Annotated in this window: 24 protein-coding genes; 14 read left to right on the top strand and 10 right to left on the bottom strand. The window is 70.3% G+C overall.

Annotation, left to right across the window (positions count from 1 at the left end; genetic code table 11):
* Positions 1-27 precede the first annotated feature (27 nt).
* The gene (locus ABD205_RS20605) at positions 28-1,197 is read right to left on the bottom strand and encodes an outer membrane protein assembly factor BamB family protein (protein ID WP_344048146.1); all 1,170 of its coding nucleotides are present in this window, start codon (positions 1,195-1,197) and stop codon (positions 28-30) included.
* Positions 1,198-1,692: 495 nt separating this feature from the next.
* Here ABD205_RS20605 and ABD205_RS20600 point away from each other — a divergent pair, with 495 nt between their 5' ends.
* Both ABD205_RS20600 and ABD205_RS20595 read left to right on the top strand, forming a co-directional pair.
* Complete coding sequence (locus ABD205_RS20600) at positions 1,693-2,298, top strand: SGNH/GDSL hydrolase family protein (RefSeq protein WP_344048144.1); 606 nt, start codon at positions 1,693-1,695, stop codon at positions 2,296-2,298.
* 124 nt (positions 2,299-2,422) lie between these two features.
* Positions 2,423-3,352, top strand: coding sequence for a methylenetetrahydrofolate reductase (locus tag ABD205_RS20595; protein ID WP_344048142.1), 930 nt, complete (start codon positions 2,423-2,425; stop codon positions 3,350-3,352).
* 82 nt (positions 3,353-3,434) lie between these two features.
* On the opposite strand, the gene ABD205_RS20590 is transcribed toward ABD205_RS20595, so the two are convergent.
* Positions 3,435-3,872 carry a YunG family protein gene (locus ABD205_RS20590; RefSeq protein ID WP_344048140.1) on the bottom strand — a complete coding sequence of 146 codons (438 nt, stop codon included), beginning with the start codon at positions 3,870-3,872 and terminating at the stop codon, positions 3,435-3,437.
* 223 nt (positions 3,873-4,095) lie between these two features.
* On the opposite strand from ABD205_RS20590, the gene ABD205_RS20585 reads away from it, so the two are divergent.
* Positions 4,096-4,446, top strand: coding sequence for a VOC family protein (locus ABD205_RS20585; protein WP_344048138.1), 351 nt, complete (start codon positions 4,096-4,098; stop codon positions 4,444-4,446).
* 69 nt (positions 4,447-4,515) lie between these two features.
* Here the strand turns inward: ABD205_RS20585 and ABD205_RS20580 are convergent, their stop codons facing one another.
* Together ABD205_RS20580 and ABD205_RS20575 are read right to left on the bottom strand one after the other, a co-directional pair.
* Positions 4,516-5,808 carry an FUSC family protein gene (locus ABD205_RS20580; RefSeq protein WP_344048136.1) on the bottom strand — a complete coding sequence of 431 codons (1,293 nt, stop codon included), beginning with the start codon at positions 5,806-5,808 and terminating at the stop codon, positions 4,516-4,518.
* 64 nt (positions 5,809-5,872) lie between these two features.
* A complete protein-coding gene (locus ABD205_RS20575; RefSeq protein ID WP_344048134.1) occupies positions 5,873-6,202 on the bottom strand; it encodes a hypothetical protein in 330 nt (109 codons plus the stop codon).
* 155 nt (positions 6,203-6,357) lie between these two features.
* Between ABD205_RS20575 and ABD205_RS20570 the strand changes: the two genes are divergently transcribed.
* On the top strand, positions 6,358-6,564 hold the full coding sequence (locus tag ABD205_RS20570; protein WP_344048132.1) for a hypothetical protein: 207 nt from the start codon (positions 6,358-6,360) through the stop codon (positions 6,562-6,564).
* A 122-nt stretch (positions 6,565-6,686) separates the two neighbouring features.
* On the top strand, positions 6,687-6,986 hold the full coding sequence (locus tag ABD205_RS20565; protein ID WP_344048130.1) for a helix-turn-helix domain-containing protein: 300 nt from the start codon (positions 6,687-6,689) through the stop codon (positions 6,984-6,986).
* Between the two features lie 131 nt (positions 6,987-7,117).
* Here the strand turns inward: ABD205_RS20565 and ABD205_RS20560 are convergent, their stop codons facing one another.
* The 3 genes from ABD205_RS20560 to ABD205_RS20550 form a co-directional block, all read right to left on the bottom strand.
* Positions 7,118-7,903, bottom strand: a complete 786-nt coding sequence (locus ABD205_RS20560) for an endonuclease/exonuclease/phosphatase family protein (RefSeq protein ID WP_344048128.1) — start codon at positions 7,901-7,903, stop codon at positions 7,118-7,120.
* An 85-nt stretch (positions 7,904-7,988) separates the two neighbouring features.
* Positions 7,989-8,213, bottom strand: a complete 225-nt coding sequence (locus tag ABD205_RS20555; protein WP_344048126.1) for a hypothetical protein — start codon at positions 8,211-8,213, stop codon at positions 7,989-7,991.
* A gap of 301 nt (positions 8,214-8,514) precedes the next feature.
* The gene (locus ABD205_RS20550) at positions 8,515-8,661 is read right to left on the bottom strand and encodes a hypothetical protein (RefSeq protein ID WP_344048124.1); all 147 of its coding nucleotides are present in this window, start codon (positions 8,659-8,661) and stop codon (positions 8,515-8,517) included.
* Positions 8,662-8,896: 235 nt separating this feature from the next.
* Between ABD205_RS20550 and ABD205_RS20545 the strand changes: the two genes are divergently transcribed.
* Complete coding sequence (locus ABD205_RS20545; protein ID WP_344048122.1) at positions 8,897-9,406, top strand: SigE family RNA polymerase sigma factor; 510 nt, start codon at positions 8,897-8,899, stop codon at positions 9,404-9,406.
* Positions 9,403-10,356 (top strand): septum formation family protein, encoded by a 954-nt coding sequence (locus ABD205_RS20540; RefSeq protein WP_344048120.1) that lies wholly within the window; start codon positions 9,403-9,405, stop codon positions 10,354-10,356. The genes ABD205_RS20545 and ABD205_RS20540 overlap by 4 nt, the downstream gene beginning before the upstream one ends.
* A 165-nt stretch (positions 10,357-10,521) precedes the next feature.
* Here ABD205_RS20540 and ABD205_RS20535 read toward each other — a convergent pair whose 3' ends face one another.
* The gene (locus ABD205_RS20535; protein WP_344048118.1) at positions 10,522-12,072 is read right to left on the bottom strand and encodes a PucR family transcriptional regulator; all 1,551 of its coding nucleotides are present in this window, start codon (positions 12,070-12,072) and stop codon (positions 10,522-10,524) included.
* A 131-nt stretch (positions 12,073-12,203) separates the two neighbouring features.
* Here ABD205_RS20535 and ABD205_RS20530 point away from each other — a divergent pair, with 131 nt between their 5' ends.
* The 7 genes from ABD205_RS20530 to ABD205_RS20500 all read left to right on the top strand — a co-directional run bounded on the left by ABD205_RS20530 (position 12,204) and on the right by ABD205_RS20500 (position 18,563).
* Positions 12,204-13,112 carry an ABC transporter substrate-binding protein gene (locus tag ABD205_RS20530; protein WP_344048116.1) on the top strand — a complete coding sequence of 303 codons (909 nt, stop codon included), beginning with the start codon at positions 12,204-12,206 and terminating at the stop codon, positions 13,110-13,112.
* 1 nt (position 13,113) lies between these two features.
* A complete protein-coding gene (locus ABD205_RS20525; protein WP_344048114.1) occupies positions 13,114-14,004 on the top strand; it encodes an amino acid ABC transporter permease in 891 nt (296 codons plus the stop codon).
* Positions 14,001-14,765 (top strand): amino acid ABC transporter ATP-binding protein, encoded by a 765-nt coding sequence (locus ABD205_RS20520; protein ID WP_344048113.1) that lies wholly within the window; start codon positions 14,001-14,003, stop codon positions 14,763-14,765. The genes ABD205_RS20525 and ABD205_RS20520 overlap by 4 nt, the downstream gene beginning before the upstream one ends.
* Positions 14,766-14,767: 2 nt before the next feature.
* Positions 14,768-15,700, top strand: coding sequence for an NAD(P)-dependent oxidoreductase (locus ABD205_RS20515; RefSeq protein WP_344048111.1), 933 nt, complete (start codon positions 14,768-14,770; stop codon positions 15,698-15,700).
* Between the two features lie 38 nt (positions 15,701-15,738).
* Entirely contained in the window at positions 15,739-17,382 is a 1,644-nt protein-coding gene (locus ABD205_RS20510) for a thiamine pyrophosphate-binding protein (protein WP_344048109.1), read from the top strand.
* Positions 17,383-17,392: 10 nt separating this feature from the next.
* Positions 17,393-17,989, top strand: a complete 597-nt coding sequence (locus ABD205_RS20505; protein WP_344048107.1) for a GNAT family N-acetyltransferase — start codon at positions 17,393-17,395, stop codon at positions 17,987-17,989.
* Positions 17,990-18,065: 76 nt separating this feature from the next.
* Complete coding sequence (locus tag ABD205_RS20500; RefSeq protein WP_344048106.1) at positions 18,066-18,563, top strand: MarR family winged helix-turn-helix transcriptional regulator; 498 nt, start codon at positions 18,066-18,068, stop codon at positions 18,561-18,563.
* 332 nt (positions 18,564-18,895) lie between these two features.
* On the opposite strand, the gene ABD205_RS20495 is transcribed toward ABD205_RS20500, so the two are convergent.
* Together ABD205_RS20495 and ABD205_RS20490 are read right to left on the bottom strand one after the other, a co-directional pair.
* Complete coding sequence (locus ABD205_RS20495) at positions 18,896-19,675, bottom strand: hypothetical protein (protein WP_344048104.1); 780 nt, start codon at positions 19,673-19,675, stop codon at positions 18,896-18,898.
* Positions 19,672-20,226, bottom strand: a complete 555-nt coding sequence (locus ABD205_RS20490; protein WP_344048102.1) for a SigE family RNA polymerase sigma factor — start codon at positions 20,224-20,226, stop codon at positions 19,672-19,674. The genes ABD205_RS20495 and ABD205_RS20490 overlap by 4 nt, the downstream gene beginning before the upstream one ends.
* Positions 20,227-20,251 lie beyond the last annotated feature (25 nt).

The raw sequence follows: 20,251 nt of genomic DNA, 5'->3' as shown, positions 1-20,251 counted from the left end.
CCCGAGGCCGAGGCTCCGGCCGCCGGCTCAGGCCCCGCCGATCGCCACCACGCCGGACAACGTGCCGACGTAGGCGCGGTCGTGAGCCAGGGTGGGCGATGCGAAGTGTGGTGCCGTGCCGATGTGTATCTGCTGTCGCACGTCGCCGCTGTCGGGGTCGAGGGTGTAGAGCGTGCCGCCGTCGTTGTCGATCACCCAGACCTGGCCACCGCCGAGGACGGGGGAGCCGGACGCGTGGACGGCGGCGTGCCAGCGTGAGTGGATCTGACCAGCGCCGTCGATCGTGATCGCACGGGGCCCGTCGGCGCACGAGACGAAGACGGTATCGCCGCTGACCGCGTCGCCGCCGAACGCCGGGCACACCCGCTCCTGCGACACCTCGCCACCGATCCCGCCGAGATGGTCAGCGCGCAGCACGTATCCGACACCGCGCTTACCCCCGGCGTAGACCCACGGACCGACGAGGGCCGGCGTCATCGAGCCGAGGTCGAGGTCTGCGGCGTTGTCGTCGGCCCATGTCGTGGGGGCGAACCGGTCGGCGAGTGTGAGGTCGGGCCGCAGCGCGATCACTGAGTCGCTCCCGTCGAAGTCCGTCATCGACTCGCCATTGCCCACCGCGTAGTACAGCCGGTCACCGGCGACTGCTCCGCCACCCGGCGCCCAGATCCCGCCCTCGCGAGCGGTCGGGATCACGTACTCGGCCAACGGTCCGTCGCCGATCGTGGGGGCGGAGACGACGGAGCCGACGTAGTCGCCGCAGTCGCCGAACAGGCCGCCGTAAGCGATGTAGACACGGCCGTCGAGCACCGTCAACGCCGAGCGCTGTTGCTGCGCGGCCCGCTCGCCCTTCGGCGGCTCGACCGGGCGCCGGAGTCTGATGGCTCCCGTGGATGCGTCGAGACCGAGCAGCACATGATTGGCCCCGCTCAGCTCGGCGAGAGCGAAGACCTGGTTGGTCTGGTCGTCGTACGCCATCGTGCTCGTGATGCCCAGCGGGTCGATGTTGCCGCACGGCAGTCCCGACCCCGGCATCGGCGTCCCGACGTGAACCGACCACACCACCTTGCCGGTGGATGCCTCCAGGGCATAGATCGTGTCACCCTCGGTCGCGGCGAAGACGACGTCACCGATGACCAGGGGTTGGCCGTACACGGCGCCGTCCAGCCGGGCCTCCCACGCCTTGACGAGAGTCCCCACCGGAGCCATGCCACTCGCGACTCCGGTCCGCGCGTTGTCGTGGTGGTACGTCGGCCAGTCCGACCCTGACACGGGCCTGCTGGTGCTGGGCGAGGCGCTGGACGCGATGACACTGGGCTCAGGGCTCCGCGGCGGACCCCCGCTGCCTTGGCCCCCGCTGCACCCGGCGAGGAGGACCGCTGCCACAGCGGTCGTGAGCATCGCCCGCATCTCCACCGCACGAGACTATTCGCTCGGGCGGCAGCACCGATTGACGACGGCGCCGGCGACCGGTGGTCATCACCGGTGAGGCCGCGACGTTCATCTCATGCGCGAGTGATCATCGGAGCCGGTTCGTGGGACGCATGGCGTGCGGAAGGACGTCGGCGTCTTCTTCCGGCATCACTCGTGATCCACGAGGGCAGCAATGCCTCGGGATGCGCCTGCGGGCGTGACCACATGGCCTGGCCCCGTTGGCGGAGGGCGCTCCTTGGGGGCGCCTGGTGTGCTGGTGAGATGAACACGCGACTGGCGCTGCTCGGGGACTCGATCGCGTGGGGGCAGGGAGCGGCCCACGTCGATGATCGATTGGCTCCTCGGCTGGCGGCCGGGCTGGAGGAGCAGGGCTTCAGAGTGGAGGCGCGCGTGTTCGCCGTACGGGGAGCGCGAAGCGCCGAGCTGGCCGAGCAGGTCGGCTCCGCGCTGGCGTGGCGCGCCACCCTCGCCGTGGTGGTGATCGGCGCCAACGACCTCGCGCATCGCGAGCCGGTGGAGTCGGCCGTCCGGGCGCTGGCGGACGCCGTACGCCGCCTCCGCGCCAGCGGCGCCGAGGTGGTCGTGGCGCCTGCCCCCGATCTCAGCGCGGTGCCGCACGTGCCGGTCCACCTGCGCGACGCGGTCCGGGCTGCGTCCCGCTCCTTCCGCGAGCAGCAGGTCGCGGCCGTCCGGGCCGAGGGCGCCCGGCTGGCGGACCCCGACCACCGCACCTCGAGTGCGTTCGCCCAGGACGGGTCGCTCTTCTCCGAGGACAGCTTCCATCCGTCCAGCGCCGGCTACGCCGTCATCGCGGACGCCCTCCTCCCGGCGGTCGCCGAGGCTGCCCGCGAGTCGAACTCCGGGTAGTCGTCCACTGGCTGTCGCCGGCGCCGACCACCGCCAGCCCATCGAGCCAGACCCGATCCGTATGGTTCCCCGAGGTCACGCGACCGTGCGACGACCGAATCTGGTGACCCACTACCGTCGCGTCGTGGACATCGCTGCTCGTCTCAGCTCCGGCGAAGGGGACTTCGTCCTCTTCGCGGTCACGCCGCCCAGGAAGTCGACGCCGGCGGACCGGTTGCCGGAGATTGCACGCGCAACCGTCGAACGACTCGAGCACCTCGATCTCGATGGCCTGGTCCTCTACGACATCGACGACGAGAGCTCCCGTAACCCGGCAGAACGTCCGTTCCCGTTCAGCCCCACGGTCGACCCCGCTGAGTACCGAACGGGCTATCTGCAGCAGTGGCGCACCCCAGTGATCGTCTACCGCGCCGTTGGCAAGTACCGCGGCGAGCACCTACGCTCCTGGATCGCCGAGCAGGATCCCCGGCGCACCTTGTCGGTGATGGTCGGCGCCGCATCGAGCGACGCATCTCCCGATGTCTCGCTCGCTGACGCGCAGGCGATGTGCGCCGAGCTCAACCCGGACCTGCTCCTCGGCGGAGTCGCGATCCCTGAACGCCACAGTCGCCGTGAGAATGAGCACCTGCGGCTCATCGCGAAGCAGGAAGCGGGCTGCCGATTCTTCGTGACCCAGGTCGTCTACGACCTCAACGCGGCGAAGAACCTCGTTTCGGACTATCGCTACGAATGCGAGTTGCGAGGTCTGGCTCCGGTGCCGCTCGTGTTCACGTTCTCCGTCTGTGGCTCCATGAAGACCCTGGAGTTCCTGCGCTGGCTCGGCGTCGACGTCCCGCGGTGGATCGAGAACGACCTCCGGCACGCGACCAACCCCCTTGCGGCCTCGTTGGAGCAGGCTGCTGCGACAGCAGTGGAACTCATCGACTTCTGCCGACGGCTCGAGGTGCCGTTCGGCCTCAACGTCGAGAGCGTCTCTATCCGGCGCGAAGAGATCGAAGCGTCGGTGGAGCTGGCAGCCCAACTGGCTGCGCACCTCCGGAGACAGCCAACCTGACCCAGGCAGGCCTCAGCGCGACTGTGCATCCGCCTCGCGGCGGTGTGGCGCAGGTCCGGCAACCGCGCGGCGGCGTGACGGATCAGGCGCGTCCGTCGGCGGTGAGCGCGTCGAACACTCGTGCGCGCAGCAGTTCGTATTGCTCGCGGTGCCGGCGCGGAGCGTCAGGCGGTCGAACGACCACGTCGCCACCCACGACTTCCTCCTCTGGCCGGAACTGGTTCCTGGTGAGATCCACCTCGGAACCGTCCGACAGCCGATTCCAGTAGTGATAGCCGACCTTGACGCCGTCGACGTGGACCTCGGCGAGGATGAGGTCACCGCCCAGGACGTCCTGCACGACCAGTGCCGTCATCCCGCACTGGTCGCGCGATGGGTTCTCCGGAGTCCACTCGTCGCGACTGTCGGGATAGCAGGTGTCCGCGCCCCAGGCCGAGAGGAAGTAGGGATGAAGCTCGTCAGCGGTGATGGACATGCCCGAACCGTGCCACCTACCGCCGACATTGCTCGCTGATCCCACGCCGCCCGCTGACGAGTGCGCCGACAGGCGGGGCGGTGACGCCGGTCGCGGGACGTTCGCATCAGCGGATGCGGCCGACCTCCTCGGGTGACAGGTGCGGACTGGCTCGACCGCGCTCAATCGACCTGGTCGGTTTCAGGAGAGGGAGTCGATTCGGCAGGAGCCCGCACGTCATCAGGGTGAGAGCCCGCCCGTCGGGCGGACGCGAGCTAGGAGGCTTCCCATGAGTCATCCCGTCGTCCATGCCGAGATCCGCTCCAGCGACCCGGACGCCACTCGGGCGTTCTTCGGCGAACTGTTCGGCTGGACCTACCCCAGTGAGGGCGCGTTTCCCGGCTACACGTTCGTCGACACGGGGGCGCCGGATGCGCTGTACACCGCGATCAGCCCCCTCCAGGGCGATACGGATCTGGTCACGTTCTTCATCGGCGTCGACGACATCGCCGACACCATCCAGAGCGCGACCCTGCTCGGCGGACACGTTGTGCAGGCTCCGGTCGAGGTCCCGGGGGTCTGGTTCGCGCTCATCGCAGACCCGCAAGGCCACGTCGTCGGCCTGGCACAACAACTCTGACCAGAAGCGTGTCGAGCTCGCGCCGACAGGCGGCGAAAGGACGCAGGCTGATGTGCTCCAGGCCGTGTTTCAACCCTCGTCAGTCCCGCGGATCCGCGGCAACCGCTGCGTGACGTCGTCCGGGCTGACGTCACGGTCGACCGGCGGCCGCGGTCGGGTCGACGGGCTCAGTGGTGGCCGCGTGCGGCGCCGGGGCCGTAGCTGGAGCTGACGCCGCACGCGCTGCTCCAGGTCCAGCTCGCGCTGCACGCGCAGGACGGTCGACAGGACCGCAGCATTCAGCTCGGTCAGCTGGGGATCGTCACCGAAGGTCGCAAAGTCCTCGAGCCGACCCCGGGCCTCGCGTAGCGACAGAATCGAGCGATGGAGCGCTCGGAAGTCGACGGCACCCACCTGTCGGGCGGGCGCGGCCTCCAGCCGGACCAGCTCGCCAAAGGTGTCGATCGCGGCGGCCAGCTCGCGAAACACCTGGACCAGCCCGCGTAGCACGTCCTCGGCGCCGTCCTGGTGGAGCCAATCGGCGTCGTACGTGGCGTCAGTGAGGGCCCGGAACATCGACCGCACCGCGAGCGCGGTGTGCTCAAGCGCCTCGAGCCCGTGCCGGAGCCCCGGACCCACGTCGGAGGTGGCCACCGCCCGGACGTTGAGGCGCCGCCCCTGCTCCGCCTGCTCCAGGCTCGCTCCGACCCGAGGGACGTCGTGGTGGGTGATGCTGCGCGCCTCCCCGAGCCACCCGGGCGCAGCCGCCGACACCGACGGCGGGTCGCGGGTGAGCTGCTCGAGCGCCTGCGCGGACCGGCCGAGCAGATCGCTCACGGCGTCCGCAAGCCCCTCGATCGCACGGCCCGCGTCCGCCGTCGGGATGCGGGGCGGGAAGACCAGGTTCACCACGATGCCGACCCCTGCCCCGACCAGGGTCTCCGCGATCCGCTGGCCGGCGGCCGCCGTCGCCCCCAGGGCTCCGACGCCGAGCACGAGCATGCCGCTGATCGCGACCTCCATGAGGTTGGCCCGCAGCCGGAGCACCTGACCGATGATCACCGACACGAAGATCAGCAGGCCCAGGCTCCACCACTCCAGCGGAACGACGGCTGCGAAGCCCACGGCCAGGGACACCCCGATGACCACCGACACGACCCGGTCGAGGCCGCTGGCCAGCAGCGACACCGGCGTCACCTGCACGACCAGCATCGCGGTGAGCGGTGCGAGCAGCGGGAGCGTGCCGGGGAAGATCAGCAGGCCGACGACGTAGCTGGCGGTCGCCGCGATCGTGATGCGCAACGCCCACAGCAGCGCTCCGCGCCACTCGCTCTGCAGCCGCCTCAACTCGCGGCCGAAGCGGACCCGCCAACGATCGGACACACGACCATCATCGCCCTCACAGCGCGGCGAGCGTGTCCTCGACCCAGTCCTGAACCCACCCCGGTCAGCCGCTCGTTGCGCGAGCGAACCAGCATGGCAAACCATCCGCGGTGCCGACCGCAACGCCGACGGCACACACGACTTCAGCGCCGGCACATCCGAGCTCGACGCCTACCCGCCACCCAAGGTCGTCGCCGAGTAGGTACGGGCACGTCCTGCATTGCTCTTGCACGTCGCTGACGGGGTTGGTTTCGCACCACGCGAACCAGCGCTGGAGTTGGTAGGCGTAGAGGGTGTGGGTGTGGCCGGAGTAGCGGGCCACGTAGGACACCGCGGCCAACTGTGCGGGCCACATGGCGTCGGGTTGGAACGGGAGAAGCGTCGTGTGGGTCATGGCAAGCACCTGGCGATGGAGACCGAGCCGCGCCGCAGCTCGCCACACCGGCGCCGAGGCACGCTCCACGCGAGGAGCCGCATCGACGCCTGAACCCACGCTGCGCCAGCACTTCGAGGAGTACCTTCAGCGGCAACGAGTCGAGAGGGTGGCCGATGGGGGGCGAGCGCGACGATGGGCCGCGGTCGCGTTCGTTCCTGGCCGGGATCAAGCCGTATCCAGCGCCCGGCCGACCCGAGCAACCGGATCCGTCCTACAAGGACGGAGGACCTACCGGAATGTGGGTCAGCATCGCCATTGCGGTCGTCGTCGGCATGATCCTCGCCGTGTTCATCCCGTTCATCATCTACTTCCCGGGCTAGGCGGAGTCGCGCAGTGCGGTGGCATTTCGCTGGCGCGGCGCCGCAGATGTCGTATTTCGTGCCCCCGGATCGACGAACTGGTGACAGATGAGCGATCTCCACGCGGAAGCGACGAACCAGCGATGACCACAACCTCCCTGCTATCCGGCACGGCCGCCCGCGCGTCGGGTTCCACCCCTCGCGGCGACCTCCTCGACCACCTCTCACCGCGGGAGCGGGAGGTACTCGCGCTGATGGCCGAGGGCCGGTCCAACCGCGCCATCGGCGAGGGGCTGTGGGTCGACCTGAAGACGGTCGAATCCCATGTCAGCCGCATCTTCACCAAGCTCGGACTCAACGAGGACCCGCACGAGAATCGTCGGGTCCTGGCGGTCCTGAGGTACGTCGGCGCTGCCGGCCGAGTTGCGGCCGACCGAGGCTGACAGCGTGCCCAAGGTGCAAGGCCGGGAGTACGACCGCACTGAGAGTCGCTCAGCTTCGGACGTCCGAGCATGGCACCCGCGACTCGGCTGATCCGGAGGCTCGTCGGGGATACGCGGCGGAGCGACGCGTGTCAGTCCGGCCCCGCGACAGCGGACGTCGGAAGGCGTACGCTGACGATGAGTGGGACGTGGTCGGAGACGCCGCCGGTTGACTTCAGGCCGGACCAGTCCGCGAATGTGCCGACCTCGACGCCGATGACCTCGAGGTCGGTGAAGCAGTGGTCGATGTGGAACGGCTTCGCCTCGCTGCGGTGCAGGTAGAACGTTGGTTGGGTCTCCGAGCCTTGGGGTTCCCCGGTCCAACGGTGATAGGCCGACGAGAGTCCGAGAGCGGCCAGGCGCTCGACGAGAAGTGAGTGGTGACGAACGCGCATGTGGTCCCAGATGGCATTCGAGTTGAAGTCGCCGATCATCACAGTCCCGAGGCGGATTCGTGCACCCAGGTCGTCGAGCGCGAGATGAGCTTGACCGACGTACGCCGCTTCCTTCGGTGATGCATCGAGGGTCCAGACTCCCCAGAGGTCAAAGCCGTCGCCGGTCGGTCCGGTGACCGCCGTCGGCACGACGTGGGCGTACTTGGGCTCGTCAGGCTCCGGCTGTGGGCTCAGCGTGAACCCCTCACGTGCCAGAACAAGCACACCTTTCGGGAAGTCATCGCGCGCGACGTAGTGGGTCTCCCAGCTGTCGGGAAGGAGCGCGTCGTACTTGGGTAGCGGTTCTGCTTCTTGGATGACGTAGATGTCGGCGTCCAGGGCCAGCGCGCGACCGACCTTCTCGCGAAATGCACCGGCACAGTTCCAGGACGCGATGCGAACCTGCTGCGCGGCGTTGCTGTCGGTCAACGGCGTGGTGGCCACCCGACGATTCTGATGCCTGCCGCCGCCAGTTGCGGCGGGAAGTCGTTGGCTCCGAAGCACTACCCCTCATTCGAGGGCCCGGAGTTCAGAACAGGCTCTCCCACCACGTTGCCGTGAGCTGGTCGTGTCGGGCTGCGAGCATCGTCTCGATGGTCCAGGTGCCCTCGTCGAACACCGGCCCCTGGCCAGTGTTGGCGGGCTGCGGGGGTGTGGGGCCGAACGGCTCTGACCCATGCGCGGTTCCCAGCGGGGAGAGCGCGAACGCAGTGAGGGCGGCGACCACGAGGCGGATGAGGGTGTTTTCGGGCATGACGGTTCCTTTGCTGGCGCGTCCGGGCTTGGGCGCGCGGGTGTGCGTCCCAGGACCTCGCAGGAACCACGGGTCCTTGGTGCCGCTGTGAGGCCTTCAGGCGGGTAGGGCCTGACGGATCATCAGGTGACGCAGCACGAGACGGCCCGAGCGGGTTCGTGCTGGTCCTTGGGGTGAGCCGTGCGGCAGCACGGCGCCGAGGCTGCTGTGTTGAACGGTTGGTTGCGTCGATGACGGCGGCCCGTACGGCGCACCGGCGATTGAGCCGGTCGTCAGCCGGCTGAATGCCGGCGAGCTGGGGTCAGCCGCGGTAGTAGTCGCCGCGTCCGACGTCGCGGCGCTTGGCCAGGCGAACGTCCGTGTCGACGACGCCGGCGTCGTGCGGCCAGAACGCGTACACAGCCGCAGCAACCACGATGATGCCGGCGATGACCAGGATGAAGACCATGTCGACCACCCTTCCTCGGTGACTTGGGGAGATCGTTGCTTCCCGGCGGGTGATGGCGGCCACAACGGCTGCATCGCTACCAAGACGCATCGGCGCGCGGAAACGGTTGCCCGTGCCTGTGCCGAAGTTCGGCAAAAGAGTCGACGATGAGATGAGGCAACCATTTCGCTGACTCGGCGCGTCTTGGTGACGATGCCGGCGGATGCTGGCGCCAATGCCCGAGGGTCGTGGTCCTATGGCGGACGAGGCGGAGTTCGACGACTTCGTCGTCGCACGCTCCCAAGCACTGACCCGCTCGGCCTACCTACTGGTGCAGGACGCCGGCCTGGCGGAGGACCTGGTGCAGACCGCCCTGACGAAAGCATGGTTCGCCTGGCGACGGATCGAGGACCCGGAGGCCTACGTCCGCCGGATCATGGTCACAACAGCGACGTCGTGGTGGCGCCGAAGGTGGGTGCGCGAGACTCCGACCGAGGACCCGTTGGCCCACACTCCGACCTCGCCGGACGCGTTGGTCGAGGGGGTCGCGGCGCAGCAGGACCTGTGGACCGCGCTGGGGCGCCTGCCGCGCCGGCAGCGGGCAGCCGTCGTGCTCCGCTACGTCGAGGACCGCACCGAGTCCGAGACCGCGACCCTGCTCGGCTGCTCGGTGGGCACGGTGAAGAGCCAGTGCTCCAAAGCGTTGACCAAGCTCAGGCTGGACTCCTCCCTGGCTGCCGTCTCGGATGAGGGGAACCTGTCATGAACGGGCCGGACCTGAGGTTCCTCGCCGAGCGTGCCTCGGACCTGGACGACCGAACCTTCGAGCGGCTCGGCGAGGTGCACCAGCGGATCGCCGTCACCCGACAGCGTCGCCGCATCGCAACCGCCGTGGGTGCGGCCGGACTCGTCGTCGCCCTCGTCGCCGGGCTCGCGGTTCTTGACCGCGGGGCGAACCGAAACTCACCGACTCCGGCGCCACATCCGACCGAGACCGCGAACGGTGACGCCGGCGCCGTGCCCGCACCTCCACGCGGCACCTGCTGGGCCGTGCCACCGCGGCTCGCGGTCGACCAACGCTTCTCGAGTGACGCATCCGAAGAGGTGCCCTGCAGTCAGCCGCACACCACCGAAACGGTGGCGACCTTCAACGTCGACAAGCCGACCCAGCAGGAGGCGGAGGGCCGAGCGGTCACCTGCGCCATCACGGTCGGCGAGTATCTGAACCGCGACCAGAGCCACTGGATTCCGAACGAATACGCCATCTACCTGCCGAGCGAGGCCCAGATCGCCGAGGGCGCCACCTGGATGCGTTGCGACGCCTACCTCCCTGCCCAGTGGCGACCGTCCAGCGACCCCGACAGCGCCCGGACCATCAAGACCTCCCTGCTCAACACCGGCGCCAACCCGGCGCCTGAGTTTTGGGCCTGCCTCGCCCAGCCACCGACGAAGGACCAGCCGTTCGTCCGCTGCGACCGCCCCCACGCCTATGAGCAGAGCGGGACGATCGCCTCACTGGCCAGCCTCGCGTCCTACCCGAGCGCGGCAGAGCTGCGAGCCGAGGCGAACGCGGAATGCGGACCTGCCGTTCCCGCATCACTGGCCGGTGCCGACGTGACCGCAGTCTGGCAGTCCAAGGAGGACTTCTATCAGGGCCGCGTAGACGGAGTCTGCTTCATGTACCACCGCAACGGCGATCCGCTCCCACCCCGATAGGACCACCGCCCCCGCCCGGAGAGGCTTCCCAGTGACGCTTCGACGTCATCGCGGCCGTCTCGGTCGGACATGCGGCGGAGTGACGCGCCTTCGCGACCGGGCGGACCGCGGCCGAGCCGGTCGTGGGACTGGCGGTCGACCGCATCGACCCGCTCTGAGACCCGCTCAGCTGCCGCCGGGGGAGCCGAGCCACGACGTCGCGAGCCACAGCGTCGCCCGGGTGTCCGGGTCGTCGAGGTCGACCTCCAGAGCGGCGGAGAGCTGCGCGAGCCGGTTCCTGACGGTGTTCCGGTGGATCTCGAGGGCGCGCGCCGTCCGGTCCGAGCTGCCGTGACTCCCGAGCCAGAGGTGGAGGGTGCTGATCAACGACCGCGCCGGTTCGACCTCGGGGTCACCGAGCGGCGCGAGCACGCTCCGCGCGAACGCCGGCCGCTCGGCGGCGTCGGCGAGGGCGTCGAGCGTCATCCGCGCCTCACGGTGCACGTGGGCCGGCTGGTCCCGGCTGATCGCCTTCGTCAGGGCCCGGTCTGCCTGTGCGCGCGCCCCGGAGAGGGCGTCGAACGACGTCGGCGCGCTGTAGCCCAGGATCCAGCCGAGCCGGTCGGCGTCGGCGGGCGGCGTCGGCGGAGTGTCGGCCCGGCAGGGGATCAGCGCCGTCAGCTGGTTGCCGCGCACGTCGAGGTAGGGCGTGCGGAGGAGCGTGCGGAGCGTGGCGACGTCCACGGAGGTGTCCCGGGCGCGTGGTGAATGGGCCAGCACCGCCGTCCGGCCGCGTACGACGACCCAGTGCTCGCCCGCGGCTCCGGCTCCCCGTCGGAGCATCGCGTCGAGGTCCGCGCCCGCGGTCCCGCTGAGCAGACGCACCAGGGCGCCGATGCCCTCGACCCGCGCGTCGAGGGTGTAGCGCGGGCTCACGAGCACGGCGAGCAGCCACAGGCAGCTCGCGATCGTACGTCGCTGGGAGAGTGTCGGCGCCTCGCCGCCGGCGACCCCGAGGATGAGCCGTGAGCCCGCTGCCGACCCTGTCGGGACGGCGTGCAGCCGCACGTGGAGCCGGGTGCCGAACGCTGCAGCGGCTGCGTGGTCGCTGTCGGCGTGCTGAAGCGTCGCCGCATGCTCACGCATGATCTGCAGGACGGGCGCGGGCTGTGCCCGCCCGCCGACGGCCAGCTGGTTGCCCTCGGGGTCCATCAGCACGACCGAGGAGTCGATCCAGCGCGCGAGCTGCCGCACGATGCCGCGGATCGGGTCGGCGCCGCCGGCGGCCCCCACCAGGGCGCCCTGGGCCTGGGCCTCGCGCTCGAACTCGCCCTGCGCGCGCCTGGCCATGGCGTGCGAGAACGACTGGCTGACGGCGGCGAACGGCGTCCGGGGTGGGAGCCGCAGCAGTCGCAGGCCGTGCTGCTCGCAGGCGTGCACGAGCTGTGGCGGCACCTCGTCGAGGACAGGCTGGATGCCGATGCCGATGGCGGCGATCCCGACCTCGGCGAGCCGGGCGACGTAGACGCCGAGCTGCGCTCGGCCGGCGGGCAGGCCCATGCCGGAGGTGAGCAGCAGCTCGCCGGGCATGACGTACGGCGCCGGGTCGCTCAGCTCGGTGGTGCCGACGGAGTGGACGAGCACGTCGTCGGTGGGGCCGCCGACCTGCTCGAGGCCGAGGTCGGCGTCGGCCATGACCTCGCTGAGCGGGACGGCGAGACCCAGGTCGTCGTACATCGGTCTCCCTCGAGTGTGAAGCAGATGCACAATCGGTGGTCCGCATTGTGCTCGTCAGACACTAACGCCCGAGTGTGACGCACACTACGTTCTCTGCTCATCGCCGTTCCCGAACACACTGGAGCAGGACCATGAGGATCAGCACCATCTCGCTGGCCGCCGTCTCGGCCGCCGTCGCACTCGCCGCGTCGGCGTGCGCCGCCCCCGACGCCGGCACCGCCGGTGCCGGTGACCCGAAGGCCACGACGGCCGCCCAGACCGTCGACCAGGCCGCGGCGAGCAAGCTGCCCGCCGACATCAAGCAGGCCGGCGTCGTCAAGGTCGCCTCCGGCGTCAGCTTCCCGCCGATGGAGTACTTCGCGTCCGACAACAAGACCGTGCTCGGCTTCGACGCCGACCTCGGCAAGGCACTGGGCGAGGTCCTCGGGGTGGAGTTCGAGTTCTCGAACACGAACTTCGACGGGATCATCGCCGGTCTCACCGCGCACCGGTTCGACCTCGGCCTCACCTCGATGATCGACAAGAAGGAGCGCCAGGCGAGCGTCGACTTCGTCGACTACCTCAGCTCGGGTGTCACCTTCCTCGTCCTCAAGGGCAACCCGAAGGGCCTGAAGACACAGGACGACCTCTGCGGGCGCTCCGTGGCCGTCGAGAAGGGCTCGACCGGCGACCTCGTCGCCGACGACCTGACGGCTGCGTGCCAGAAGGCGGGCAAGCCGGCGCTCAAGAAGGCGCCCTTCCCCGACCAGGCGAGTGCCATCCAGGCGCTGCAGTCCGACCGTGCCGACGCGGTCCTCGCGCTCGACCTCACGCTCGCCTACAACGTCAAGCAGGACCCGGAGAAGTTCGAGGTCCCCGCCAAGCCGTTCGGGACGCTGCCGGTCGGCATCCCGGTTCCGAAGGACGACCCGCAGCTGCGCGACGCCGTGCAGGCGGCGCTGAAGGTGCTCGAGGAGAACGGCACCTACCAGCAGCTCCTCTCCAAGTGGAACCTCGCGGACCAGTCGCTGACTGGCGCTCCGCTCAACACCGGGCAGTGACATGACCGTCGAACTCACGACCACCCCGGCCGACGAGCCGATCGTCCGGCTCCGTCACCCCTGGCGCTGGGTCGCCGTCGCCGTCATCGTGCTCTACGCCGCGGTGCTGGTGCGCTTCCTGGTCACCAACGACGCGCTGCGCTGGGACCTGGTCCGCGGCTACCTCTTCGAGACCTCGGTCCTGCGGGGCGTCGTCACGACGCTGAAGCTCACCGTCGTGGCGATGCTCGTCGGAGCGGGGCTCGGCACACTGCTCGCGATCATGCGGCTGTCGGAGAACCCGGTCCTGCGGTGGACGTCGGGCATCTACGTCTGGTTCTTCCGCGGCACACCGATCCTGGTGCAGCTGCTCGGCTGGTACTTCCTCGCCTCGGTGCTCCCGGAGATCAGCCTCGGCATCCCGTTCGGCCCGAGCTTCGCCAGCTGGTCCACCAACGACGTCGTCACGCCGTTCATGGCCGCCATCCTCGGCCTCGGTCTCAACGAGGCCGCCTACATGGCCGAGATCGTCCGTGCCGGCATCGGCGGTGTGGACCCCGGGCAGGCGGAGGCGGCCGAGGCGCTCGGCATGAGCCCGGCGCAGTCCTACCGGAGGATCATCCTGCCGCAGGCGTCGCGGCTGATCATCCCGCCGACGGCCAACGAGACCATCACGATGCTCAAGCAGTCCTCGCTGGTCGTCGTGCTGGGCATGCTCGACCTGACCGGCACGGCGCAGGCGATCTACAGCCGCAACTTCCAGCAGATCCCGCTGCTGCTGGTCGCCAGCATCTGGTACCTCGCGCTCACCACGATCCTGACCTATGTCCAGATGCGCCTCGAGCGGCGCATGAGCCGCGGCGCCGCCACCAGCCGCCGGCCCCGACGGACCCGGAAGGGAGCACAGCGATGAACACCCCCATGGTGGAGGCCATCGGCGTCCGCAAGGTCTACGGCCACAACGTCGTGCTGGAGTCGATCGACCTGACGGTCGAGGCCGGCGAGGTCGTCTCGCTCCTCGGTCCGTCCGGGTCGGGCAAGAGCACCTTCCTGCGGTGCATCAACCACCTCGAGCCGATCGACGGCGGCGAGATCAGCGTCAACGGGAGCCTCGTCGGCTACCGCCGGGCCCACGGCAAGAAGTACGAGCTGCACCGCAAGGACATCGCCAAGGCCAGGCGCGACGTCGGCATGGTGTTCCAGCGGTTCAACCTGTTCCCGCACAAGACCGCCCTCGAGAACGTGATGGAGGCGCCGGTCATCGTCCAGGGCCGCGCCAAGGGCGACGTCCGCGCCGAGGCGATGGAGCTGCTCGACCGGGTCGGGCTCACCGACCGCGCCGGGCACTACCCGAGCATGCTCTCGGGCGGCCAGCAGCAGCGTGTCGCGATCGCCCGCGCGCTCGCCATGCGCCCACGGCTGATGCTCTTCGACGAGCCGACGTCCGCGCTCGACCCCGAGCTGGTCGGCGAGGTCCTCGACGTCATGAGGGGCCTGGCGCAGGACGGCATGACGATGATCGTCGTCACCCATGAGATCGGCTTCGCCCGCGAGGTGTGCGACCGCGTCGTCTTCATGGACGGTGGCGTCATCGTCGAGCAGGGCGCGCCGGCCGACGTCTTCAACAACCCCGAGCACGCCCGCACGCAGGCGTTCCTCTCCAAGGTGCTGTGACGATGGCCCTCATCTGTGTCACCGACACCGGCGGCCTCGACTTCGCCGCCGGGCTCGAGCGGCTGGATGCCGCCGGGCACGAGACGATCGTGCTCGAGGCCACCGATCCCGGCGAGGTCGTCGAGCGGGCCGCCGAGGCCGACGCCCTGATCGTCAGCTTCGTCCCCGTCGACGCCGAGGTGCTCGCCGCGTTGCCGCACGTCCGGGCGATCGCGACCACCACGGTGGGGCTCGACCAGATCGACCTCGACGCGGCTCGGTCCGCCGGGGTCGACGTACGGCCGCTGCCGCCGCTGGCCAGCGAGGAGGTGGCCACCCACGCGCTCGCCGGCATGTTGGCGGTGCTCCGCGAGATCCCGGCCGGTCGCGACGCGGCCCGGGACTGGGACTTCCGGCAGATGCCGGCCCCGCGGCGGATCAGCGAGCTGACGTTGGCCCTGTACGGCATGGGCCGTATCGCCCAGGAGCTCGCGGTCATGGCCCGGCCGCTGTTCGCCCGGGTTGTCGCCTACGACCCATACGTCATCGAGGCGTCGTGGCCGACCGGCGTCGAGCGGGTCACCACGCCGGAGGCACTCTTCTCGGCCGCCGACGTGCTCGGCCTGCACGCGCCGGCCACGGCGCAGACCCGGCACGTGGTCAACGCCCGGGCGATCGGGCTCATGCCGTACGGCGCCGTCGTCGTCAACGTCGCCCGCGGCGAGCTCGTCGACCAGGACGCGCTCGTCGACGCCCTCGACATCGGCCGACTGCGCGGCGCCTTCCTCGACGTGCTCGACCCGGAGCCGCCGGCCCCGGACGACCCCGTGCTGCGGCACCCCCGCATCGTCGTGACCCCGCACGCGGGCTTCTACAGCGATGTCACGGCCCGCGACTACGTCATGACCGCGGTCGACAACGTGCTGGCGGCGCTCGCCCAGCCCGTGCACTCCTGACCCACTCCCGACCCCCTCAGATCTGGAGCACTCTTCCCATGTCACAGCACGTCCGCAACGGCGGCGACGTCGTCGTCGAGACCCTGACCTCGCTGGGTGTCACCCACGTCTTCGGGATCCCCGGGCAGCACGCCCTCGGCCTCTTCGACGCCATCCGCCGCAGCGACCTCGAGTTCATGAGCTCGCGGGTCGAGAACAACTCGGCCTTCGGTGCCGACGGCTACGCCCGGGTGACGGGCAAGGTCGCGGTCATGTTCGTCTCCACCGGCCCCGGTGCGCTCACGTCGCTCGGCGCGCTCCAGGAGCCCTTCATCACCGGCGTGCCCGTGCTGGTGATCAGCAGCCAGGTGCCGCGACGCGGCATCGGCGGCCGCAAGAACGGTCTGCTGCACCAGGTGGACGACCAGCAGAAGAGCGCGCAGAACGTGGTCAAGAGCACCGCGGTCGTGCTCGACGCCGCCCACATCCCGACCGCGATCGCGGACGCATGGGCCTTCGCCCAGACGGTCCCGGCCGGCCCGACGTGGGTCGAGATCCCGCAGGACGTCCTGCTGGAGCCAGCGCCTCTGCCGCCGGTCAGCTCCACCGTGGTGAGCATCCCGGCCCGTCCCGCACGTGCCGAGCTGGCCGAGGAGGCCGCCCGGCTGCTGAGCGGTGCCGAGCGACCGGTGATCCTCGCGGGCGGCGGCGTACGGCGTTCGGAGACCGGCTCGAAGCAGCTGCTGCGGGTCGCGGAGGCGATCGGTGCGCCGGTCGTCTCGACGGCGGGCGGCAAGGGCGCCATCTCCTTCGGGCACCCGCTGTCGGCGGGCAGCTGGATCGAGGACCGCTACACCACCGAGCTGCTCGAGGAGGCCGACGTGCTGCTCGCGGTCGGCACCACGATCGGGGAGGTCACCAGCAACTACTTCACGTTCGCGCCGAAGGGGCGGCTGATCCAGGTCGACGCGGAGCCGCGCGCACTCGGGTCCAACTACTCGGGCCTCGGCATCCACGGGGACGCCGGGCTGACGCTCGAGGCGATCGCGGACCGGCTCCCGATGGGATCCGAAGCCGCCCGCGAGCAGGGCGCGCAGGTCGCGGCAGACCTGCGGGCTCGGGTAGAGCAACGGCTGGCAGCGCAGGACCTGGAGACGGAGCTGGCGCTGATGCACGCGTTGCGCGATGCGGTCCCGGACGACGCCCACACCTTCTGGGACATGACGATCGCCGCGTACTGGGCGTGGTCGGCCTGGGACCCGCGGGACGGCGAGTTCCACTCGGCCCAGGGGGCCGGGGGACTGGGGTTCGCGTTCCCCGCCGCCCTGGCGGCTGCCGCCGGATCGGGCCGGCGGACGCTCGCGGTGTCGGGCGACGGCGGCGCCATGTACTCGATCGCCGAGCTCGCCACCGCGCGCCAGCACGGCGCCGACGTCACCTGGCTGATCATCGACGACGGTGGCTACGGGATCCTCCGCGAGTACATGGAGGGTGCCTTCGGCCAGGCGACAGCGACCGAGCTGGCGCGTCCCGACTTCGCGGCGCTCGCACGGGCGTTCGGCGTCCCGGCGCACGTGGCGACGGTCGACAACGTCGGCGAGGTCGTGGCGCGTACGTTCGCCGAGCCTGGTCCTGCGGTGGTGGTGCTTCCGGCGCTGCTCCGGATGTTCGCGCCCACCCACCTGGACGGCCACCTGGACTAGCGTCGGCTCCGTGCAGATCCGACAGGCGACGTACGCCGACCGCGCAGCCGTCGAAGCCGTGACCGCGGCCGCGTTCGGGGAGGAGCCAGAGGGGCGCGTCGTGACCATGATGCGCACGCTCGAGTCCACCGGCGCGGCGCGGGTCGGCCTGGTGGCGCTGCACGAGGACGAGCTCGTCGGCCACGTCGGGCTGTCCCGCGGCTGGGTCGACGCCCGCCAGGCGCTCGTCGAGGTGCTGGTGCTCTCGCCCCTCTCGGTGCACCCGGGCCACCAGCGCCGTGGTGTCGGCACGGCGCTGGTCGCGGCGGCGCTGGCGTTCGGTGACGACCAGGGATGGCCGGCGGTGTTCCTCGAGGGCGGTTGGGACTACTACGGCGCCCGTGGCTTCGTCTCCGGCGGGTCGCAGGGCTTCGATCCGCCCTCGGCCCGGATCCCCGAGCGCGCCTTCCAGGTGGCGGTCCTGACGTCGCACGAGCCGTGGATGGTGGGCCGACTCGTCTATCCCGAGGCGTTCTGGCTGACCGACACCGCGGGTGTTCGCGACCCGAGGCTCGCGCGGATCGAGGAGCTGTCGGCCCAGGCGAACGACGCGGGCGGCGGGACGTAGCCCAGGTCACATTTGGTTGATACTATCAACTAAATCCGGATATACTCGTCTCTCAGACGAGCAAACGGAGCGCCTCATGCGTACAGCGGCACTTGCCCACTCCGCCCGTCACGGAGCCCTCGGGGCCACCCCCGAGGTCACCGTTCAGCAGCTCCGCCAGGAGCTGCGAGCACTGGTCCGGAGCACCCTGGCCCTGCTACGGACCGCCGACCCGGCGGTCCACCTCGACCTCAGCCAGACCGCCCTCGAGGTCCTCGGGCTCGTGGTCACCGAGCGGCGCGCCTACCCGGCCGACGTCGCCCAGCGCTTGGAGCTGGAGCAGGACGCGGTCACGCGGGCCGTGCTGGATCTTCAGCAGCTCGGACTCGTCGTCCCGATCAACGACCTCTCCGACCCCGGCGCCCACGGACTGGTGCCGACCGCGGTCGTCCCGACGTCGATGGGACGACGGATCCACGACGCGGGCGCCGAGGCAGCTTCCGACGCGCTCGAGGCGGCCCTGGTCGGCTGGACCGCCGACGAGGCGGAGACGCTGGCGGGCCTGCTCGCGAGGCTCAACCAGCACGCCGCCTGAGCGCACGGGGCCCTCCTGCCTCGCGCGAGTCCTCCGGCTGTCGGCCCGAGTGGCCAGCAGCGGCGAGCGCGGGTGCGTGAGTGCGCGGGACGGAGCAGCGCGAGGCGGTTTCGCTCCTCCAGCAGACGTGTCTGCCTGGGCGTCAGGTCCCCCACGGCGAGGCCGCTCCGCATGAGTGATGAGGAACCCCCGTCGAACGCCGAGCCGTTCACGCGGCGAGGGGACGCACCCCCGGGAGGCAGAGGTTCAAGGCGAATCTTGCTGGGGCGGCCTCACTCGTAGGTGTCCTACTTGGCAGGTCGGCTCGACGTCGTCGCCTCTGAATGCGCCGGTCAGTCGCCGAAGTGGAGACCGGTGACCCAGGCGCGCCGAGCGGGGTCCGGCGCCGGGGCGTCGCTGTTCCATGACCATATGGCGGTCACGCCGGCACCCGGTACGTCGACGAAGGTCATGTCGCCGTGGGAACCGGGTCCGTACTGGGCGAAGCCGTTCGCGGTGCGAAGGACGCGCCCCATCGGGATGATGCGGGTGGTCGTGCTTCTGCCGTCCAGCTTGCCCACGACCCTGCTCTCGACGCGCCAGCCGGGCCGTCCACCGACCGTGACAGGGACGATGTGGGTGTCGACGAGGAACGGCCGGTTGGCCAACCATCGGGCCATCGACTGTGCGTCGGTGCCGGCGGTCGGGTCACGGTGTCCTGCCCTGTCCCGGACAGGGATCGCGTTCTCGAAGATCGTGATACCGCCATCATCCTCACGGACGAACCTGGCGACGTCGCCGGCGGTCGATGCCAGGCGGCTGAGGCAGGGGCAGGCGGTGTAGCCCACGGGCACGGTGAGGTTCGCCGACCCTGCGTGCAGGCTGCCGAGCGCCGTCCGGGGTGAGGGCACGGGATCGACCGGTTCGGCGCGCCGTGCGTCGGGCACCTGGACCGCCCAGAGGATCGCTCCGACCGCGAGAGCAGCCGCTGCCACGCTGGCGAGCACGCGGCCACGTCGGCGGCGTTCGACGGCACGCTGGAAGGTGGGGAAGCTCGCGTGGGCGTCCACTTGCGCGCTGCTGGCGTGGGCGTTCGATGCCGCAGCGGCCGCGATCTCGTCGAACCTGGTCATGACGCTCCCTTCAGACGTGGTGCCATTGCCGCGCGTCCCCGCGACAGGTGCGTCTTCACCGACCCGGCCGAGCATCCCATCGCTTCGGCGGTGTCCTCGATGGAGCACCCGTACAGGTAGAACAGGGCGATCGCCTGCGCCTGGCGACTGGGGAGACGGCGTACGGCGGCCCAGAACTCACCCGGGCCCGAGTCGAGCTCGGTCACAGCACGCTCGGCGTTCCGCACACGAAGGAGGACCCGGGCCTCGATGATCCTGCGACGTACCACAGACGTCGCCAGGTTCGCGCACACGCGTCGCACCCACGCAAGGGGGCTGGCCTTCGCACAGACGTCGTCCCAGCGGCGGTAGGTGACGATCATCGCCTCCTGGGCGATCTCCTCGGCAAGAGCATGTGAGCCGGTGAGGACGTGCGCGAGCGCGACAAGGCCGTTCAGCTCGCGCGCGTAGAAGGCCTCGAACGACTCAACGCCGGCCAGATCGAGCGGGACGACGTCCTCGTGCTGCTCCTTCGCGTCGCGTGCGACGGCGAACTCCGCATCGCTGGTCACGTTAAGCAGTCGATCAAGAACGACC

Origin of the sequence: Nocardioides panacihumi, assembly GCF_039530925.1 — a bacterium.
Lineage (GTDB): Bacteria > Actinomycetota > Actinomycetes > Propionibacteriales > Nocardioidaceae > Nocardioides > Nocardioides panacihumi.
The sequence above is the reverse complement of the archived record's forward strand: the minus strand, read 5'-3'. Positions and strand labels throughout refer to the sequence as shown.

Coding starts and splice junctions, on each gene's coding strand:
- ABD205_RS20525 (WP_344048114.1), top strand. CDS start 13,114: ATGACCGTCGAACTCACGACCACCCCGGCCGACGAGCCGATCGTCCGG.
- ABD205_RS20540 (WP_344048120.1), top strand. CDS start 9,403: ATGAACGGGCCGGACCTGAGGTTCCTCGCCGAGCGTGCCTCGGACCTG.
- ABD205_RS20530 (WP_344048116.1), top strand. CDS start 12,204: ATGAGGATCAGCACCATCTCGCTGGCCGCCGTCTCGGCCGCCGTCGCA.
- ABD205_RS20550 (WP_344048124.1), bottom strand. CDS start 8,661: ATGGTCTTCATCCTGGTCATCGCCGGCATCATCGTGGTTGCTGCGGCT.
- ABD205_RS20575 (WP_344048134.1), bottom strand. CDS start 6,202: ATGACCCACACGACGCTTCTCCCGTTCCAACCCGACGCCATGTGGCCC.
- ABD205_RS20515 (WP_344048111.1), top strand. CDS start 14,768: ATGGCCCTCATCTGTGTCACCGACACCGGCGGCCTCGACTTCGCCGCC.
- ABD205_RS20600 (WP_344048144.1), top strand. CDS start 1,693: ATGAACACGCGACTGGCGCTGCTCGGGGACTCGATCGCGTGGGGGCAG.
- ABD205_RS20565 (WP_344048130.1), top strand. CDS start 6,687: ATGACCACAACCTCCCTGCTATCCGGCACGGCCGCCCGCGCGTCGGGT.
- ABD205_RS20545 (WP_344048122.1), top strand. CDS start 8,897: ATGGCGGACGAGGCGGAGTTCGACGACTTCGTCGTCGCACGCTCCCAA.
- ABD205_RS20570 (WP_344048132.1), top strand. CDS start 6,358: ATGGGGGGCGAGCGCGACGATGGGCCGCGGTCGCGTTCGTTCCTGGCC.
- ABD205_RS20520 (WP_344048113.1), top strand. CDS start 14,001: ATGAACACCCCCATGGTGGAGGCCATCGGCGTCCGCAAGGTCTACGGC.
- ABD205_RS20495 (WP_344048104.1), bottom strand. CDS start 19,675: ATGACCAGGTTCGACGAGATCGCGGCCGCTGCGGCATCGAACGCCCAC.
- ABD205_RS20555 (WP_344048126.1), bottom strand. CDS start 8,213: ATGCCCGAAAACACCCTCATCCGCCTCGTGGTCGCCGCCCTCACTGCG.
- ABD205_RS20510 (WP_344048109.1), top strand. CDS start 15,739: ATGTCACAGCACGTCCGCAACGGCGGCGACGTCGTCGTCGAGACCCTG.
- ABD205_RS20585 (WP_344048138.1), top strand. CDS start 4,096: ATGAGTCATCCCGTCGTCCATGCCGAGATCCGCTCCAGCGACCCGGAC.
- ABD205_RS20535 (WP_344048118.1), bottom strand. CDS start 12,072: ATGTACGACGACCTGGGTCTCGCCGTCCCGCTCAGCGAGGTCATGGCC.
- ABD205_RS20500 (WP_344048106.1), top strand. CDS start 18,066: ATGCGTACAGCGGCACTTGCCCACTCCGCCCGTCACGGAGCCCTCGGG.